This is a genomic window from Cupriavidus sp. MEYA8, from assembly GCF_059278825.1.
The window spans coordinates 1,579,307-1,595,934 of sequence record NZ_CM181221.1; the positions used below are offsets into that span (position 1 = coordinate 1,579,307).

A 16,628-nucleotide genomic window follows, 5' to 3' on the forward strand; every position below is an offset into this window, starting at 1 on the left:
AGCGGACAGAGGCGTTCGCACCGGCTCCCGCTAGCCTCTCCCGCCTCTCCCGCCTCTCCCGCCGCCAGATCCGCCGGCCCCATTCATGGATTGCGATCGGTCCATTGAACGTAGCGCCAAGTAGGCCAGGAGCGCGCCAAGGCATTGGATCGACAGCATGCCAAGTGCCATTCGCGTAAGGGAGACAGCAAGGAGCGGCATGACCAGCGCGGACAACAACGCATTCCCGACCTGTTGAAACGTCAGGTAGCAACTGGCCGCCAGGCCTCGGCGCGCCGGGGCGCAATCCAGAGCCAGCAATTGCAGGCTCGGCTGGGTCAGCATCATGCCGAAGGCAAAGCAGGGAAGAGCCGTCACGATCCACGGCAGCGCGGATGCATGGAACACGCCGAGGGAAAGATTGACCAATGCCGCGGCGAACATGACGATGTGCCCCCCCGCGATGGTCTTCCATGGGCTCACCCTGCCAGCAAGACGAAATAGCGCGAGCGAGCCTAGCAGCAATCCCGCAACAATCGGCACGAACAGCCATGCGAAGGATTGCGCATTCAATCCGAGGTGCTGCGTAACGAAACTGGGAGCACCGAGTACATAGACGTAGATGGCCATGTTGACGCTAGCATTGGCCAGCGCCAACAACACAAAGCTGCGATGCGAAAGAACGTTGCCATACGCCTGAGCAAGCCGGATGGGATGCAGCACATGCCGTTCAGGTGGCGGCAGGGTTTCAGGCAGCCAAAGCCAGCAGGCCCCGAGCAAGCCTGCGGACAGCAGAGCAAGAAAGAAAAAGATGCTGCGCCAGCCCGCCCAGGCCAGCAGCCAGCCACCGCAGACTGGTGCCAGCGCCGGGGCCAGCGCGAACAGCATGCCGACCAGTGCCAGTTGCCTTTGAGCGGTTGCCCCGCTGGCAACGTCCCGGACCATGGCCCGGCCAACGACGGCCCCAACTCCCGCACTCAGCCCCTGCATGATGCGGCCGGCGTACAGGGTCTCTATTTGCGAAGCCGCTGCACAGACCAGCGACCCCAGGGCGAACAGCGCGAGTCCGGCGAGGACGGATCTGCGACGCCCGATTGCGTCGGAGATTGCTCCATGCCACAGCATCATCAGCCCGAAAGGAAGCATGTATGCCGTCAGAGACTGCTGTACTTGTGCCGGACTGGCCGACAAAGACGTGCTGAGCGAGCCGAAGGCTGGTAGATAGGTCCCGATGGCGAATTGGCCCAGCATCACAAGGCCGCCCACGAGTATCGTAAAGCGAGGGCCGGTGCTGGTTGTGGCCGACACCTGCGCGCGTGTCTCCGGATACTGCAGGCTCATGGAATCTTCGCGTGACATCGTGCTATCCATACATGAATATCCGGCTGGATATAACGAGCCGACTGTCTTCCCCAGCAGGTGGAGCGCGCCGGGTGCGGGCGCTTCACATGCTAGACGCGATCAGGGCAGGTACAGGGACGGAGGATCTCTGTACCTCCACGCGGCCTGATCCTTTCAGATCAACGGCGTGCGTGCTGGGTGAACCCGACCTGGCCAGGCTTGCGGTTCGGCGCGAAACCATTCTGCGCCAGCGTCTCGTCGGCGCCGTCGTAGAACGTGCCGATCTTGTAGATCTCACGCGCTTCCTTCGCACTGGCAACGTCCCGGCCGAACTCCCGCGAGATGCGCACGAGTTGCTCGATCTGTTCGACCGTGCCCGTCTTGCGGTCCCGCCGCTGCGTCCAGATGTTGTCCTCGATACCACAACGCACGTGCAGCCCCATGGCGATAGCCATCATGTTGAGCGGAAGCACGTTGAGCATCGAGGTTTCCAGGGTCAGCACCGAGCCGTTGGGGCAGGCCCTCACGAAGTTCGCCAGGTTGTAGAGGTTGGGCGCTTCGAAGCCGCCGCCGATTGCCACCCAGGTCAGGATCAGTGGCACGTTGCAGGTGCCCCGGCGCATCATCCGCTCTACCGTTTCAAGTTGCGCGATGTTGGCAAGCTGGAAGTGGGTCTGGATGCCGTTGCTGCTGAGCCGGCGGATATGCTCTTCCACCCATTCCGGTCCGGCGGGGATGGTCATCTCGCGATAGGCGCGATAATTAGCCGGCTCGGCCAGGGACGTTCCGGCCACATCTGCCGCGCACATCTGCTCGACCACATTCATCTGGTTGGTGTTGATCGCGATCGTCACCTGGTCCGGCGTCGGCTTCAGTTCCGCAAGCATATGGCGAGTATCGTCCGACAGCCACCTGGCCACATCCCCCTCGCTCTCCGGCGCAAACGAGATCGATCCGCCCACTTGCAGGATCATGTCCGGCACGCGTGCCCGGATGCCGGCAAGCAACTCATTGAACTTGGACAGGCGCTTCGAGCCTTTCCCATCGGCTTCGCGTACGTGAACGTGCAGCACGGTAGCGCCGGCGTTGTAGCAGTCCACTGCCTTCTGGATCTGTTCCTCCATCGTCACCGGAATATCTTGCGGAAAATCCGAAGGCATCCATTCCGGGCCATAAGGGGCTGCGGTGATGACCAGCTTCTGCTGGTTCTCCGGGAACAGCGAACCGTCGATGAAATCCATGTCTCTCTCCTTGGGATAAATAGTTCAGGCCTGGGCCGGCTGTGCGGCGTGTCGCTTGACTTCGCCCTCGCCGATTCCGAATGGCTTCTCGCCAATGCCGAACGGCTTGTCGCCGACAATGCCGGCGCGCTCCATCTTGCGATGGCAGGGCGCGTAGTCCATTACCGCGTAGTGCTGGGTGCTGCGGTTGTCCCAGATCGCCATGCTGTTGGCCTTCCAGCGCCAGCGCACCTGGTATTCGGGAATGAAGGCCTGGCTCACCAGGTAACGCAGCAGGTCGGCCGCACCGGGGTTGTAATCCTGGCCATAGCGCACGTACGCAGGCGTATGGAAGTTGGTGAGATGCGTGGTAAAGGCATTGACGAAGAGGATCCGCTCGCCGGTTTCCGGGTGGATTCGTACCACCGGATGCTCGGGATCCGGGTACTGCGCCTTCAGCGCCAGGCGCTTCTCGATTTGCATGGCCGCGCCGAAACTCGCCTCGATGCTGTGACGTGCTCTCAGGCCGGCAATTTGCGCCTTGACGTGACCGGGCAGGTTCTCGTACGCGAGAACCATGTTCGTCCACATCGTGTCGCCGCCGACCGGAGGGGTTTCTACACAGCGAAGGACACAGCCCATCGGAGGTGCCTCGCGCCACGTGGCATCGGTATGCCAGGCGTTTTCGTAGCGGTCCATCGGCTGGTCCGGCCGCTTGTAGATCTGGACGAGACCCGGATGCTCCGGATGGCTGCCGGCAACGGGATGGTCTTCGAGCTTGCCAAAGCGCTCGGCAAACGCGACATGCTCGGCGCGAGAAATATCCTGGTCTCGCAGGAACAGAACCTTGTGCCGCAGCAACGCGGCGCGGATCTCATTGAACAAGCCATCGTCATGAATGGCATCGGAGAGTTTCACGCCAACGAGTTCGGCGCCGATGCTGGCGGTCAGTTGTTCTACGCGCATCATTCGGCCTCCGAACGCACCATGACTGAATCGGAATGTGCTAATTCAGCAAGGCAGACTTCGGCAACAAGATGCGCAATGCAATAACCGGGTGTAGCCATTCTGTGTCTCCTCTTGATATGGGTCCAACGCATATTGCGTTGTCATCAAGGTAAGCGTGGGGGCTACGTCCGGACTTTGCTTTCCATGCCAGAAGCTTTGCGTTCGGCGCCAGGAAACGGCGCTGGATGATTCGGACTTGATCGTGGTCAAATCAGGGCGGCTAGCCGGCAAGAATAAGGATCTCTCGGCTGACGCGACTGGCGCCGGCGTCATTCCAGCGCGCGAAGGAGGGGGCGCGAGGATGGATATTCTGCGTCTTTGTGCCGATGGATTTCCCTTGCGCTTCGGGAATCCGGTCATGTCGGGAGCCAGGTGCCAGTGCACCACTCCAAACGGGCATTGGTTCCCTAACGTCGTCCACCGCCACCACGCCCGCCGCCAAAGCCTCCGCCGCGTCCGCCGCCAAATCCGCCGGCCCGGCCGCCGCCCGAGTGCAGGCTCTGGTTTCCGCGGCTGACATCACGCTGCACGGCACTGCCGCCGCGGCCCACGCCCTGGAAGCCGTTGTCCCGGCCGCCGGTGGCGTCGCGCCCGCGGAAGCCGGCGCGGCCCGACGCATCGGCGGTGCTCCTGCCAAATCGTTCGCGCGTGGCGCTGTCGCGGTAGGCCACCCCCTGGCGGTGCCGCGCGTCGTGCTGCCAGCGGCCCTGGTCCAGCTTGCTGGCGTCGAAGTTGCGGTCGATATTGCGGGCCTTGTGGTGCTCCACATGGACGCCGCCGTTGTTCCAGTCGCAGTCGCCGAAGATGGCGACGGCCGCGGCCAGGCCGACGCCCCATGCGATGCCGCCAAGGAAGGCGTCGCCAGGATAGTAGGGTCCGTAGGGTGGCCAATAGTAGTACGGGTATCCTGCATAGCCCCAGCCGCCATAGACAATGGCGGGGTCATACACCGGCACGTAGATCACGTCGGGCTGCGCCGGTTCGATGCGCACGATGGTCTGCTGCGTGGATTCGGCCGCGGTCGCGGGTTCCACGATCACAGTTTGCTGCGGCCCCGACTTGAGGTGGCCGGCCTGCTGGGCGCGCACGCGCAGGCGTTGCACCGCAGCCATCACGTCCTTCTGCTGGGCCAGGAAGGCATCGCCCAGCTTCTGGGTCCAGTCCAGCTTGTCGCCCATGGGTCCAAGGATCTGCGGAAACGCCACCAGCGATTTCACGCTGACGTCCCAGGTCTCGTTCTGCACCGCCTTGACCGCGGCATCGCCCTTCAGGTCAGGGCGCTCCTTGAGCCAGCGCGCGGCGAGGGCGACCTCCAGCGGATAGGTGGACGCCATCAGCACCTGCGACAGCAGCGGATCGGGGTAGAGCGCAATCGGGGCGACCAGGGCCTCGATTTCTTCTGCCTTGTACGGGGCGGGTTCGCGCTGGACCTGGGTCGGGCCGCCGCCAGGCAGCGCGGACGCCGGCGTTGCGGCCGGCGGCCCGGCGCCCTGGCATCCGGCCAGTGCCAGTACGCCGCAGCAGGCCATGGTGAGGATGCGATGGATCATGGCGACACCTTCCTCCAGCCCGGGGCTGGGTCAAAGGTTTTCGTTGCAGCGGCCTTGGCCGCGCTGTTGGGCCCCAGGTCGCGTTCGTACACTTGCCCCTTGTGGCTGACGATGAAGCTCATCACGCCGGTGTCGCCGTAGCGCACCGGCCAGGCCATGACCGCGAAGCCGCCGAACAGCTTGCCGTCGACGACATAATTGAGCGCACCGCCGTCGCCATGCGGCCCTTGCGCGGTCAGCAGCTTGTAGTGGTAGCCGTGGTAACCGTCCTTGCTTGCATTGCGCGTGCCGGCGTCGCGGAAAGCCGGGCCGAGCGGGCTCGGTGACTCGTTCGAGGTGGTCGGCCAATAAAGCCCGTCATGCTTGCCCGGGGTGCTGGACAGCCTGCTGGCGTAGACCAGCCGCTTCTCGCCATCGTGCATCGCCTGGGCGTATTCCGCTTGAGCATCGCAGATCGCCTGCATGGTCTGGATCACCGCAAGCTCGTTGCGGCCGATGCGGCGCACGCGCATTTCCTCGACACCCGCCCGCGTGTCGAATTGCCAGCCGCCTGGCGCCTTGACCAGCGGCACCGGCAGGGTCCAGCCATCGTCGCCGACCGCGATGAGGGCATGTTTGTCCGCCTGCTGCAAGCGATGCGATTCCGCCCAGGCGGTGTCGAACCGTTTCCGTACTTCGGCGCCGGCCGGCGGAATGATGTCGCGGAATTTCGGCCCCAGCATGCGGCGCATGGCGGCCTCGTCGTCGGCGCGCACCGCCTGGCCGAAAGCCGCCATTGCCGCATCGGGCGAAGCGAAGACCTGGCGCGCCTGGGCATGCGCCGGAGTTGGTGCGAGCAGGCAAAGGCAGGCCACGGCGGTGGCTGCACCAGGCGAAAAACCCCGGGATCGCGCAATCGCCGGCTTATGCGGGGGACTCGGTTCGTAGGGCATGGCTGGAGGGCTCCGTTTCAAAGCAGCAGCGGCACGCCGAGCGCCAGGAACGCGGCGATGTAGATCACGCCGAACATGGCGCCAAGCCGCCAGTAATCACCGGCGGGCAGGTAGCCGCTGCCGAAGTAGACCGGGCTCGGACCGGTGCCATAAGGCGTCAGGATGCCCATGATGCCCAGCGTCAGGGCCAGCATCAGCGCAAAGGACTCCATTGGCAGGCCGGGAATGGTCGAGCCGACGCTGAGCATGACCGGAAGCATTGCCGTCGTATGGGCGGTGACGCTGGCGAACATGTAGTGCGTGAAATAGAAGACCAGCACCAGCGTTACCGCAGCCGTCATCGGCGACAGGCCGCTCATGTGGCTTGCCATGGTGTCGGCAAACCATTTGACGAAGCCGGTCCGGCTCAGGCCGTCGGCCAGCGCGATCAGCGTTGCAAACCAGGCCAGGGTATTCCACGCCTGCTTGTTGGACAGCATGTCATCCCAGGTCACGACACCGGTCACCAGCATCAGGGCAATCACCATCAGCGCCGCGGTGGTCGCGTTGACGTGCTTGTCCCCGAAGATCCACAGCGCCAGCGCGATCAGCACCAGCAGGGCAAGCAGCAGCTCGCGCCGGTTTGGCGGGCCCATCTTCTGCAGTTCCTGCGCCGCCCAGGCCGGCACCTCGGTGCCTTGCTTCACTTCCGGCGGATACAGCAGGTATGCGAGCAGCGGCACGGCCAGCAACAACACGATGCCTGCCGGCGCGAAGGCCATGAACCACCGCATCCAGCTCAGGTCGACCTGGACCGTCTTGCGGATCAGCTCGGCGGCGAGCAGGTTGGGCGCCAGCGCGGTGAGGAACATCGAACTGGTTACGCACGTGCTGGCAATCGCGGTCCACATGATGTACGAGCCGATCCGCCGCGCCGACGGATCGTTCGGCTTCGAGTCATAGAGCGGCGGCAGGTTGCGGATGACGGGAAAGATCGTGCCGCCGCTGCGCGCGGTATTGGAAGGGGTGAACGGCGCCAGCAGTGCGTCGGCCATCATCACCGCATAGCCCAGCGTCAGCGTCCTGCGCCCCATGGCCCGCACCAGCAAGAGGGCGATGCGCCGGCCCAGCCCGGTCTTTTCGTATCCGAGCGCGAACATGAAGGCGCCGAAGATCAGCCACACCGTGCTGTTGGCGAATCCGGAAAGTGCCCACGCCAGGGCCGCGTTCGCAGGATTGAAGCCTGGCATTGCGAGTTGCTCGGGGCTGTAGAACACCCATTCGCACAGCACCGTCACCAGCGTCACCGCCAGCAGGCCGATGGCGGCGCCGGGCAGCGGCTCGAGCATCAGCCCGACGATGACGCCCACGAAGATCGCGAAGTATAGCCACGTGTGCAGCGCAAGTCCCTCTGGCGCCGGGATCACGGCGACTACGATCGCTGCAATGACGGGCGCAAGCGCCTTCAGCCAGGTTTCCATTACGGCTCCCTTAGGCAAAGACCTTCGGTGTGCTATGGTTTTATATGACCTTTTCGACCCTGGCGCCAGTGTGAAGTGGGCGCCGCCGATTCCACGGGGCATGCGATGGTACGTCTGAGCATCGAAGGGCGGCAGATCGAAGCACCGGCGAACTGCTCCATCCTGCAGGCCTTCCTGCACGCGGGGGAAACGCTGGTCGAAGGCGTGGGATGCATGGGCCAGGGCGTGTGCGGCTCGTGCCGGGTCATGGTGCGGCGCAGCGGCGAGCAGGACGTGCGCACGGCGCTGGCGTGCGAGACGCTCGTCGAAGACGGCATGCAGGTCGCGTTCCTGGACTACTTTACGGCGACGGAGCGGCACGTCTACCGCATGGAAGAGATCGGCGAGAGCTGGGAGGCCTTGCAGGCGATCTCCACGACCTTCCCCGAGGCCGCGCATTGCCGCCACTGCAGCGGCTGCGACCGCGCCTGCCCGAAGGAACTCGAGGTCCAGCAGGGCGTGCAGTTCGCCGTCGAAGGCAAGCTCACCGCTGCCAGCCAGGTCTTCGACGAATGCGTCATGTGCAACCTCTGCACGCTGGCCTGCCCGGAACACATCCGCCCCAATCATCTCGGCCTGTTCGTGCGCCGCATGATCGCGGCGCAGACACTGCGGCCGGCAAACCTGATGCTGCGCCTGCAGCAGATCGAAAGCGGGGCGATGACGATCGACTTCGACGCGCCCGGCGCACAGCCGCCGCGCTGACGGAGGCACACGACCATGCCGACCGGCATCCCCTACGACGAAGCGCGCCGGCGCTACCGGCCCGGTGTGGCCGCGCCGATGCGCAGCGACGAGACCAACGTTGACGCCCTGCTCAAGGCCTATCACCCCGACCACGGGCCCAATGCGCGCGTCGCGTTGGCCGTCGGCGTGAACCGCGGCGAACCCTGCCAGCCGGATCTCGCGCGCTGCCTGCAGGCTAACGCGCTGATCGACGATGTCGACATCGCCGGTGCGCAGCTGGTCTCCACCGATGTGCTGATCATCGGCGGCGGCGGGGGCGGCTGCGCGGCGGCACTGACCGCCGCCGGGCAGGGCGCGCAGGTGATCCTTGCCACCAAGCTGCGTCTTGGCGACAGCAATACCGTGATGGCCGAGGGCGGCATCCAGGCGGCCATCGGCGAGGATGACAGTCCCCAGCTTCACTTCGAGGACACCCTGCGCGCGGGGCATTTCCGCGGCGAGCCCGAGCTTGTTGCGCAGATGGTGATGGACGGGCCCGACGTGATCCGCTGGCTGATCCGGCTGGGCATGATGTTCGACCAGGAAGAAGACCGGCCCTTTGGCGGCAACCTGCTGCGCAAGAAGCCGGGCGGGGCGTCGGCCGCGCGCATCCTGTCCTATCGGGACTACACCGGGCTGGAGATGATGCGCGTGCTGCGCGAGGCGGTGGACCTGGAGCCCGGGGTTGCAGTGTGGAACCGCTGCCCCGCGGTCGAGCTGCTGTCCGACGAGCGCGGCCGCTGCGCCGGCGCCGTGATCTACAACCTCGAATGGCGCACCTTCATGCTGGTGCGCGCCCGTGCCGTGATTCTCGCCACCGGCGGGGCGGGGCGGCTGCACCTGAACAGCTTCCCCACGTCCAATCACTACGGCGCGACCGCGGACGGTCTGGTGCTTGCCTATCGGCTCGGCGCGCGGCTGCGCGAGCTCGATTCGTTCCAGTACCACCCCACCGGCATCGCCTACCCGCCGCACTTGGCGGGCGGCCTGATCTCCGAGGCCGCGCGCTCGGCCGGCGCACGGCTGATCAACGGCGAGGGCGAGCGCTTCGTCGATGAGCTCAAGCCGCGCGACATTGTGGCCTCCGCGATCCTGCGCGAATGCGCGCAGGGCCGCGGCATCGAGCGGGGCGGGCAGGTCGGGGTCTTCCTCGACACGCCGACGCTGCAAATGGAAAACCCCGGCATCCTGGCCAAGCGCCTGGTCACGCTGCGCCATCTCGCGCACAAGTGCGGGCAGGACGCGGCGCAGGAGCCTTTCCTGGTCTATCCGACCCTGCATTACCAGAATGGTGGCGTTGCCATCGACAAGGACGGCGCGACCAGCGTGCCGGGACTTTACTGCGTGGGCGAGGTCACGGGCGGCATCCACGGGCGCAACCGGCTGATGGGCAACGCGCTGCTCGACATCCTGAGCATGGGCCGGCGTGCCGGAGTTAGCGCGGCACAGGCAGGGCGCGGCGCGATGGCCGTGCGCGCCGGCATCGGCCACGTGCATGCGTGGCAGCGGGAACTGACGCTCGCCGGGCTGCCGCTGCATGTCAAGGCACCGCAGCTGTTCCCCGGCTACGCGCATTTCGACCTGCGTGTCGATGCCGGATTGGGCGCCGGCGTACGGGGCCGCACGGTCGGCGGCACGCGGTGAGCGATCGACGGAGCGCGCGATGGAACCCCTGAATCAGGTACTCCTCAACAAGGAAATCCGCGTCGGTGCGGACCTGGAGCGCTGGCTTGCGCGGGGCGGCGGAGAGGGGCTGGCCAGGGCGCTGCGCGATCCGGCCACGATCATCGCCGAAATCGAACAGGCGGACCTGCGCGGCATGGGCGGCGCCGGCTTCGCCACGCATCGCAAATGGGCACCGGTGGCAGCGGCCCCGGATGGCGACAAATACATCATCTGCAATGGCAATGAAGACGAGCCGGGGACGTTCAAGGACCGGTTCCTGCTGGAGCATACGCCGCACCAGGTGATCGAGGGCGCATTGATCGCCGCGGCCGCCACCCGTGCCAACCATGTCGTGCTGTACGTCAATCCGCACCAGCCGCTTGCGCTGGACATGACGCGCCAGGCCGTGCGGCAGTGGCAGGCGCACGCGCAGTTCGCCGAGCTGGCGCAACTGGTAGGCGGGCCGGTATCGCTCGGCGTCGTGCCGAGCTCCGGCTTGTACATCGGCGGCGAGGAAACCGCGGTGATCGCAAGCGTCGAGGGCGGGTTCCCGTTCCCGCGCCGCAAGCCGCCTTTCCCGGCCCAGCACGGCGTGCATGGCGCGCCCACCGTCGTCAACAACACCGAGACGCTGGCCCACGTGCCCGGCATCATGCGCCACGGGGCGCAGTGGTATCGCAGTCTCGGCATCGGCAACGCCGCCGGCACCAAGCTGTATTCATTGTCGGGCGACGTGTTGCGGCCCGGGCTGTATGAGCTGCCGATGGGCACGAGCCTGGAGACGCTGGTGTTCGGGCATGGCGGCGGCATGCTCCAGGGCAAGGAATTCAAGGCGGTCTTCACGGGCGGGCCTTCCAATACCCTGCTGACGAAGCGCGACCTCGACGTGGCACTGGACTTCGATTCCGTGCGGCAGCGGCGCTCGCGGCTGGGGACCGGCGCGATGATCGTGGTGTCGGAAGGCACCAGCATCGTCCGCAAGGTGGCCGAGTACGTGAGCTTCTTCGCCCAGGGTTCGTGCGGCCAGTGCCCGCCATGCAAGGGCGGCACCTTCCAGCTGATGCGCCTGCTCAACCGGATCGATACCGGCCGCGGCGTGCGCGCCGACGTGGAAGCGCTGGAAAACCTGTGCCGCATCCTTCCCGGCAGCGGACGCTGCGGCCTGATCGACGGCGCCGTGACGGTGGTAGACAGCTCCCTCGACCAGTTCCGGGAAGAATATGAGGCGCTTCTGATGGCATAGCCGCACGAAGCAGGCACGAAGCAGACGTCCGGTGCTTCGCGAGGCCCTGGGCGCGCCGGCCCCCTGGCCACGGCCACCACTGGAAGAGGAGCGTACCACCATGAAGCCCACGCGCATTGCCCTGATTGCCGCTGCCATGCTGTCGCTGGCGGGCTGCACGTACTATGGCTATCCACCCACGGCGGGCGCGCCGGCCAGCTACGATCGTTCGTTCTATGCGGCCGCGGATGCCATGCGCGACCAGGGCCTGGTGATCGCCAATCAGGACGCGATGGCCGGCACGGTCGTCGGCAGCAAAGATGGCGATACCGTCACGGCCACTGTCCGCCAGCAAGGCGACGGCAGCGTGCGGGTGGAGTTCAATGCCGCAAGCACGCGCGATCCAGGCCTGATCGAGCGCGTTTCCCGCAGCTATGACCGCCGCATGGGGCGCTGAAAGGCGCCGCGGCAGGCGTCCGCCATCTGCTGGTGATCCCGGCAGCAATCGCCGCCGGATAATCGCCGCCGGAGGCCGGACGCCACGGGTTTCTCCCGCTTGACAGTGGATGACAGGCTTTTATCATTCCCTGTCACTGTTTCACTCGGCCCTGCCATGTCGTCTCTTGTCCGCGCTGCGGCCCTCACCAACTACAGCGAGGTCGCCCTGGCTGCCGGGCTGGATCCGGTGCGGATGCTCCTTGACGCGGGCCTGAGCCCGAGCGTCCTGCGCGAGCCGGACCTGATGATCCCGGGCGAGCGCGTCGGGCGGCTGCTGCAGGCGTCCGCGACCCTGTCGGGCAATGAAAGTTTCGGACTGTGCATGGCCGAGTCGCGCCTGCTGTCCAACCTCGGGCCGGTAGGATTGCTGATCCGCGACCAGGCGACCCTGCGCGACTCGCTGCGCGTCCTGATGCGCTATCAGACCCTGCTCAACAGTGCGCTCTCGCTGGCGGTCGAGGAATGCGACGGGCTGGTGATTATCCGCGAGGCGGTCATCGCCGGCAACGCCCATCAGCCCACGCGCCAAAGGGCGGAGCTCGCACTCGGGGTCATCGTGCGATTGATCCGGCAGCTGCTGGGACCGGACTGGGAACCGCGGCGCGTCTGCTTCGAACATCCCGCGCCACGCGACCTCGGTACGCACCAGCGGTTTTTCGGACCTTGCATCGAATTCGACCATGAATTCAACTGCATTATCTGCACGAAGGCCGATCTCGACGCCCGCAATCCCTCCGCCGATCCCGCCATGGCGCGCTACGCGCAACAACTGGTGGATGCCTTTGCCATTTCCCGGCAAGTGACCATGCTCGATGACGTGCGGCGCATCATCCCGTTGCTGCTGCCCGGCGGGCGCTGCACCATCGAGCAGGTGGCGGACCACCTGGGCGTGGTGTGCCGCACGGTCCAGCGCCGGCTGGCGGAAGAAGGGCAGAGCTTTTCGTCGATCGTCAATGACATCCGCACGGAACTCGCCACGCGCCATGTCCTGGAGAGCGATCGCCCGTTGACCGAGGTGGCGACCCTGCTCGGTTTCTCCGCGCCAAGCGGATTTTCGCGCTGGTATCACGCGCAATTTGGCTGCAGTCCCAAGGAGAGCAGGGCGGCGCGGGGCGCAATGCGCCGGCCGGCCGGTTCCCTGCAGGCCAACACCTAGCACCGCGGCAAGCCATGCCAGATGCGACGTTCCGGTTGCCGGCGGCGACCTGGCCGCCGCCGGCACGAGTTCCGTGTGCGCGAGCTTGTCTACTTGCCTCGCCGGCTTTTGCGGCCAGGGAAGAGGAGGGCTGCGAGCAATAGAGTGCCGACGGTCAGGATGAGAATGTCTTGCATGCCTATGCCTCCCATGAAGATGCCCGATCGAGCGGCCCAATTTAACCGCTCCCCTGTCGCGGCGCTATCCGGCTTTGTCCGACAGCCAGTCTTCGTGGGAAACGCCGGTAACTCTGTCCAAATGAAACAGATGTAATCGAATGTTAGTGCCGCGACTTACGCGGGCATTTGGCAACAGACGGGTTCCGGTGCTTTGGTAGGATCCCGCTCTTTCCGCCAAGCGTCCCGCCGTCGTGAATCGCCGCCCTGTATCGTTGTTTCGAGAGTTCTGCGCACGGTGGCTCATCCGCATCCGACCCTTGGCCGCTGCCAGCATCCTGACAGCCAGGCGCGCCTTCAGCGGCGCACTGCGCCGCCTTCGCCGCCCAACGCGACGAGGCATCTTGCTGACCCTTGCTGCAGTGCCCGCGCTGTTCCTGCTGTACGTGCTCGCGCTCGTACCGTCCACACCGGCTCTCGGCGACATTCGGAAAGCTCGCATCGACCGCCCGGCGATCATCGTGTCCGCCGATGGCAGGGTGCTCGACGAGTTCAAGCCGGTCAATCGCGAGTGGGTGTCGCTCAGGCAGATCTCGCCGTACGTGCTGGACGCATTGATCGCAACCGAGGATCACCGGTTCTACGAGCATCACGGCATTGACTGGCTGCGCATGGCGGCGGCTGCGCTGCATACGTTGTCCGGCGAACGCCAGGGCGGTTCGACGATCACGCAGCAGCTCGCGCGCAACCTGTACCCCGACCAGGTTGGCCGCGCGCCGACCCTCGCGCGCAAAGTCAGGGAGGCGATAACGGCGCTCAAGATCGAAGCCGTGTACAGCAAGGACCAGGTCCTCGAGACGTACCTGAACAATGTACCGTTCCTGTACAACGCCTACGGCGTGGAAATGGCGGCGCGCACCTACTTCGGCAAATCGGCCCAACAGCTCGATATCCTCGAAGGCGCGACACTTGTCGGCATGCTGAAGGCCAACAGCACTTACAACCCCGTGTTGAATCCGTCGCGCGCCGTGCAGCGGCGAAACACTGTGCTTGGGCAGATGAGCAAGCACGGGAAGCTCAGACCCAATGCCCATATCTGGCTGAGCCGGCAACCGCTCAGGGTCAATTTCGCGGTGCAGCCCGCGCCGAGAAGCGCAGCACCGCACTTTTCCGTGCAGTTGCGCAAATGGCTGATCGCATGGGCCGAGCGCAATGGCTACAACATCTACGCCGACGGACTGGTCGTGCGCACGACCATAGATTTCCGGCTGCAGGCCATGGCGTTGCAGGCGGTGGACTGGCAGGCCAGCCAGCTGCAATGGATTGCGAATGAGGCCTGGAGCGAACGCCGGGGCTGTGGGCCGGACAACGACCTGTTCCGGACGTTCATGCGGCAAACGCCGGAATACCGCACCGCACGCGATGCGGGTCGGTCGGATGAGACGGCGCTCAGGAGGCTAGGCAGGAACCCGGCGTTTGTCCGTGACCTCTGCCGAAGCAAGACCCAGGTCCAGGCGGGATTCATCGCGATCGATCCGCGCAACGGCGATATCAAGGCATGGGTCGGTAGTCGTGATTTCACTGACGCGCCGTTCGATCACGTGCAGCAGGCCCGGCGCCAGCCCGGGTCTACGTTCAAGCCCTTCGTCTACGGGGCGGCGTTCGCGGACGGCGCCCGCCCGGACGATACGCTCGTAGACCGCAGCGTTGCCATCCCACTGCGCGGGCAGGCGATGTGGCGGCCTTCCGATGCGGAGCCGCCAACTGGCCGGCCGGTCACGCTGCGCGACGCGCTGGTGTACTCGCGTAATCGCGTCACGGCGCAACTCATGCAGGAGACGCGGCCCGAGAAGGTCGCGCGCCTTGCGCACGCGATGGGTGTGCGAGAAAGCGCGCTCGAACGGGTACCGTCGCTCGCGCTGGGCACGAGCCCGGTCACGCTCAAGGAAATGGTCTCGGCTTACAGCACGATTGCCAACCGCGGCGCCTATGTCGAGCCGCGCATGGTCACCCGCATCGAGGATCACGAGGGCAAGGTGCTCGCCGAATTTAAGAGCGCATCGCCGGAGCAGGCACTACCCGCAGGCGCAGCGCAAACACTCGTCGACGTGATGCGCGACGTCGTGGTCCGGGGCACCGGAGCGCAGATCCGGACGCGCTTCGGCATTCGCGCCGACGTGGCGGGCAAGACGGGCACGACGCAGGACAATGCCGACGGCTGGTTCATTCTGATGCATCCCCAACTGGTCGCGGGCGCCTGGGTGGGCTTCGATGATGGACGTGTGACGCTCGGCGACTACTGGGGGCAGGGCGCGCGCAGCGCCCTGCCGATGGTGGGCGCGTTCTACGACATGGCGCTGCGCGCACGAGCGGTCGACCCGGAGGCGCGCTTCAGTCCCGAGACCCGGGCGTCTCGTAAGGTCCATACGCCGCGGCATCGGCGCTTCCTGTTCTGGGGCGACTGAAAAGGCTTGGCGCCCATCGCTTTCCGGCATGGCTAGCTGCGAATGACGGCAGCCTCGTCCGCACGCCGCCTGCGCCGCGACCGGAACACCTTGTGCGCAGAGGCAGTCAGCCGGTCCCAATGGTGGCGCCAGGATGGGCGCGTCGCGGTACCGGTCGAACGGCCCGGCTGCGCTGGCTCCATGTCTGCCTGCCCTTCTGCCTGAGTTTCCGCCTGCGCTTCTGCCTGCATTTCTGCCTGCATTTCTGCCTGCGTTTCTGCCCGCCCTTCTGCCTGCGATAAAGGCTGTACCAGGATGGCGTACCGGCTGTACTGGGCCAGCAACTCATCCCGACTAACCTCCTGTTCACCGCCGCCCCAACCCGGCAGCGCGACCAGCAGGCGTCCGTGCTCGCGGCGCTCCAGCAGTACGCACGGTCTGCGCTTGTGTAGCAGCAGGATTACCGGTAGTACGCGGTCAGGGATCGTGTCCAACTCCATCTCCGCGAGCCGGGTCGACAAGCCCGCGTGCGCCGCCGCGTCGCCCAGCTGCGGCAACGTGAGGCGGTGTGGCAGCTCTTTCAGGACGCCCGTCGGTATTGGCCGCTGCCATACCCGGTTGAGCAGCAACAGGCAGCCCAGCAGCGGATCATCCGCGCCCGTCAGACGGTCCCCGCCCGCAGGCTCGCGGTGTCCGGCCATGGCGTCGCACTCGAAACTGCCGGGCCACACAATGGGTGTTGTCCAGGGTGGTGCGACACGTGACGCCTTGGGCCGCTTCTGGGTCGACCTTGGCGTCGGTGTTCCAACTGGTTCAGGCGCCTCGCACAATAGAAGCTCGGCAGGCTCGTGCGGCCCGCACGGGTTCCACTCACCCATGATTCCCCCCCGGTTTCAGTGGTGTGGCAGTTTCATGCAAGCGTAGTGGACGAGGGCACCCGTTCCCATCATTCAGACAGGGGACTTCGAGGCTGATTCGGCTTTGAAACATCGCCTGGATCATGCACTCCGGGCCAGTGCCGCCAAACCGCGAGGACAAGTGGGCAGAACAAGCCGTGATCCTTGCCGCAAGCCGGGGCGGCCGGCGTGTTGATGACACCCACGTTTCATTCTCCGAACATCCTTTCGGGGGAGTCTGCCCTTGGCTTGCCGATGCGCGGTCCCGGGCGGAATAAAGCTCCCGCTTTCGCGGGGTAGACAGCGTGTGCACGCAATCTGTGCCCGAACTCGCGAT

The 16,628-nt window shown here is 65.6% G+C and carries 13 protein-coding genes; 6 read left to right on the forward strand and 7 right to left on the reverse strand.

From position 1 onward, the window contains the following. Positions 1–30: 30 nt before the first annotated feature. The 6 genes from AC5WJ1_RS07305 to AC5WJ1_RS07330 form a co-directional block, all read right to left on the reverse strand. Positions 31–1,350, reverse strand: a complete 1,320-nt coding sequence (locus AC5WJ1_RS07305) for a multidrug effflux MFS transporter (protein WP_494476465.1) — start codon at positions 1,348–1,350, stop codon at positions 31–33. 149 nt (positions 1,351–1,499) lie between these two features. Then, complete coding sequence (locus AC5WJ1_RS07310; protein ID WP_133098594.1) at positions 1,500–2,561, reverse strand: beta-keto acid cleavage family enzyme; 1,062 nt, start codon at positions 2,559–2,561, stop codon at positions 1,500–1,502. A gap of 24 nt (positions 2,562–2,585) precedes the next feature. Then, complete coding sequence (locus AC5WJ1_RS07315; protein WP_494476529.1) at positions 2,586–3,506, reverse strand: TauD/TfdA dioxygenase family protein; 921 nt, start codon at positions 3,504–3,506, stop codon at positions 2,586–2,588. A gap of 449 nt (positions 3,507–3,955) precedes the next feature. After that, positions 3,956–5,098 (reverse strand): DUF3300 domain-containing protein, encoded by a 1,143-nt coding sequence (locus AC5WJ1_RS07320; protein WP_494476466.1) that lies wholly within the window; start codon positions 5,096–5,098, stop codon positions 3,956–3,958. Beyond that, positions 5,095–6,030 carry a DUF2950 domain-containing protein gene (locus tag AC5WJ1_RS07325; RefSeq protein ID WP_494476467.1) on the reverse strand — a complete coding sequence of 312 codons (936 nt, stop codon included), beginning with the start codon at positions 6,028–6,030 and terminating at the stop codon, positions 5,095–5,097. The genes AC5WJ1_RS07320 and AC5WJ1_RS07325 overlap by 4 nt, the downstream gene beginning before the upstream one ends. A gap of 17 nt (positions 6,031–6,047) precedes the next feature. Continuing rightward, the gene (locus AC5WJ1_RS07330) at positions 6,048–7,490 is read right to left on the reverse strand and encodes an anion permease (protein WP_494476468.1); all 1,443 of its coding nucleotides are present in this window, start codon (positions 7,488–7,490) and stop codon (positions 6,048–6,050) included. A gap of 105 nt (positions 7,491–7,595) precedes the next feature. Here AC5WJ1_RS07330 and AC5WJ1_RS07335 point away from each other — a divergent pair, with 105 nt between their 5' ends. The 6 genes from AC5WJ1_RS07335 to AC5WJ1_RS07360 all read left to right on the forward strand — a co-directional run bounded on the left by AC5WJ1_RS07335 (position 7,596) and on the right by AC5WJ1_RS07360 (position 15,416). Beyond that, positions 7,596–8,234 carry a 2Fe-2S iron-sulfur cluster-binding protein gene (locus AC5WJ1_RS07335; protein ID WP_135705144.1) on the forward strand — a complete coding sequence of 213 codons (639 nt, stop codon included), beginning with the start codon at positions 7,596–7,598 and terminating at the stop codon, positions 8,232–8,234. A 15-nt stretch (positions 8,235–8,249) separates the two neighbouring features. Next, complete coding sequence (locus AC5WJ1_RS07340) at positions 8,250–9,899, forward strand: FAD-binding protein (protein ID WP_494476469.1); 1,650 nt, start codon at positions 8,250–8,252, stop codon at positions 9,897–9,899. A gap of 19 nt (positions 9,900–9,918) precedes the next feature. After that, positions 9,919–11,163: a complex I 51 kDa subunit family protein gene (locus tag AC5WJ1_RS07345; RefSeq protein WP_133098588.1), complete on the forward strand. Its 1,245-nt coding sequence runs from the start codon at positions 9,919–9,921 to the stop codon at positions 11,161–11,163. A 100-nt stretch (positions 11,164–11,263) separates the two neighbouring features. Then, positions 11,264–11,599 carry a hypothetical protein gene (locus tag AC5WJ1_RS07350; protein ID WP_133098587.1) on the forward strand — a complete coding sequence of 112 codons (336 nt, stop codon included), beginning with the start codon at positions 11,264–11,266 and terminating at the stop codon, positions 11,597–11,599. A gap of 156 nt (positions 11,600–11,755) precedes the next feature. Then, positions 11,756–12,796 carry an AraC family transcriptional regulator gene (locus AC5WJ1_RS07355; RefSeq protein WP_494476530.1) on the forward strand — a complete coding sequence of 347 codons (1,041 nt, stop codon included), beginning with the start codon at positions 11,756–11,758 and terminating at the stop codon, positions 12,794–12,796. A gap of 409 nt (positions 12,797–13,205) precedes the next feature. Next, positions 13,206–15,416 carry a penicillin-binding protein 1A gene (locus AC5WJ1_RS07360; RefSeq protein ID WP_135705146.1) on the forward strand — a complete coding sequence of 737 codons (2,211 nt, stop codon included), beginning with the start codon at positions 13,206–13,208 and terminating at the stop codon, positions 15,414–15,416. Between the two features lie 32 nt (positions 15,417–15,448). Here AC5WJ1_RS07360 and AC5WJ1_RS07365 read toward each other — a convergent pair whose 3' ends face one another. Further along, complete coding sequence (locus AC5WJ1_RS07365) at positions 15,449–16,096, reverse strand: cysteine peptidase family C39 domain-containing protein (protein WP_255519980.1); 648 nt, start codon at positions 16,094–16,096, stop codon at positions 15,449–15,451. Positions 16,097–16,628: the final 532 nt, after the last annotated feature.

Excerpts from the sequence above, each read along its gene's own strand:
- AC5WJ1_RS07305 (WP_494476465.1), bottom strand. The coding sequence starts at position 1,350 with ATGGATAGCACGATGTCACGCGAAGATTCCATGAGCCTGCAGTATCCG.
- AC5WJ1_RS07310 (WP_133098594.1), bottom strand. The coding sequence starts at position 2,561 with ATGGATTTCATCGACGGTTCGCTGTTCCCGGAGAACCAGCAGAAGCTG.
- AC5WJ1_RS07315 (WP_494476529.1), bottom strand. The coding sequence starts at position 3,506 with ATGCGCGTAGAACAACTGACCGCCAGCATCGGCGCCGAACTCGTTGGC.
- AC5WJ1_RS07320 (WP_494476466.1), bottom strand. The coding sequence starts at position 5,098 with ATGATCCATCGCATCCTCACCATGGCCTGCTGCGGCGTACTGGCACTG.
- AC5WJ1_RS07325 (WP_494476467.1), bottom strand. The coding sequence starts at position 6,030 with ATGCCCTACGAACCGAGTCCCCCGCATAAGCCGGCGATTGCGCGATCC.
- AC5WJ1_RS07330 (WP_494476468.1), bottom strand. The coding sequence starts at position 7,490 with ATGGAAACCTGGCTGAAGGCGCTTGCGCCCGTCATTGCAGCGATCGTA.
- AC5WJ1_RS07335 (WP_135705144.1), top strand. The coding sequence starts at position 7,596 with ATGGTACGTCTGAGCATCGAAGGGCGGCAGATCGAAGCACCGGCGAAC.
- AC5WJ1_RS07340 (WP_494476469.1), top strand. The coding sequence starts at position 8,250 with ATGCCGACCGGCATCCCCTACGACGAAGCGCGCCGGCGCTACCGGCCC.
- AC5WJ1_RS07345 (WP_133098588.1), top strand. The coding sequence starts at position 9,919 with ATGGAACCCCTGAATCAGGTACTCCTCAACAAGGAAATCCGCGTCGGT.
- AC5WJ1_RS07350 (WP_133098587.1), top strand. The coding sequence starts at position 11,264 with ATGAAGCCCACGCGCATTGCCCTGATTGCCGCTGCCATGCTGTCGCTG.
- AC5WJ1_RS07355 (WP_494476530.1), top strand. The coding sequence starts at position 11,756 with ATGTCGTCTCTTGTCCGCGCTGCGGCCCTCACCAACTACAGCGAGGTC.
- AC5WJ1_RS07365 (WP_255519980.1), bottom strand. The coding sequence starts at position 16,096 with ATGGCCGGACACCGCGAGCCTGCGGGCGGGGACCGTCTGACGGGCGCG.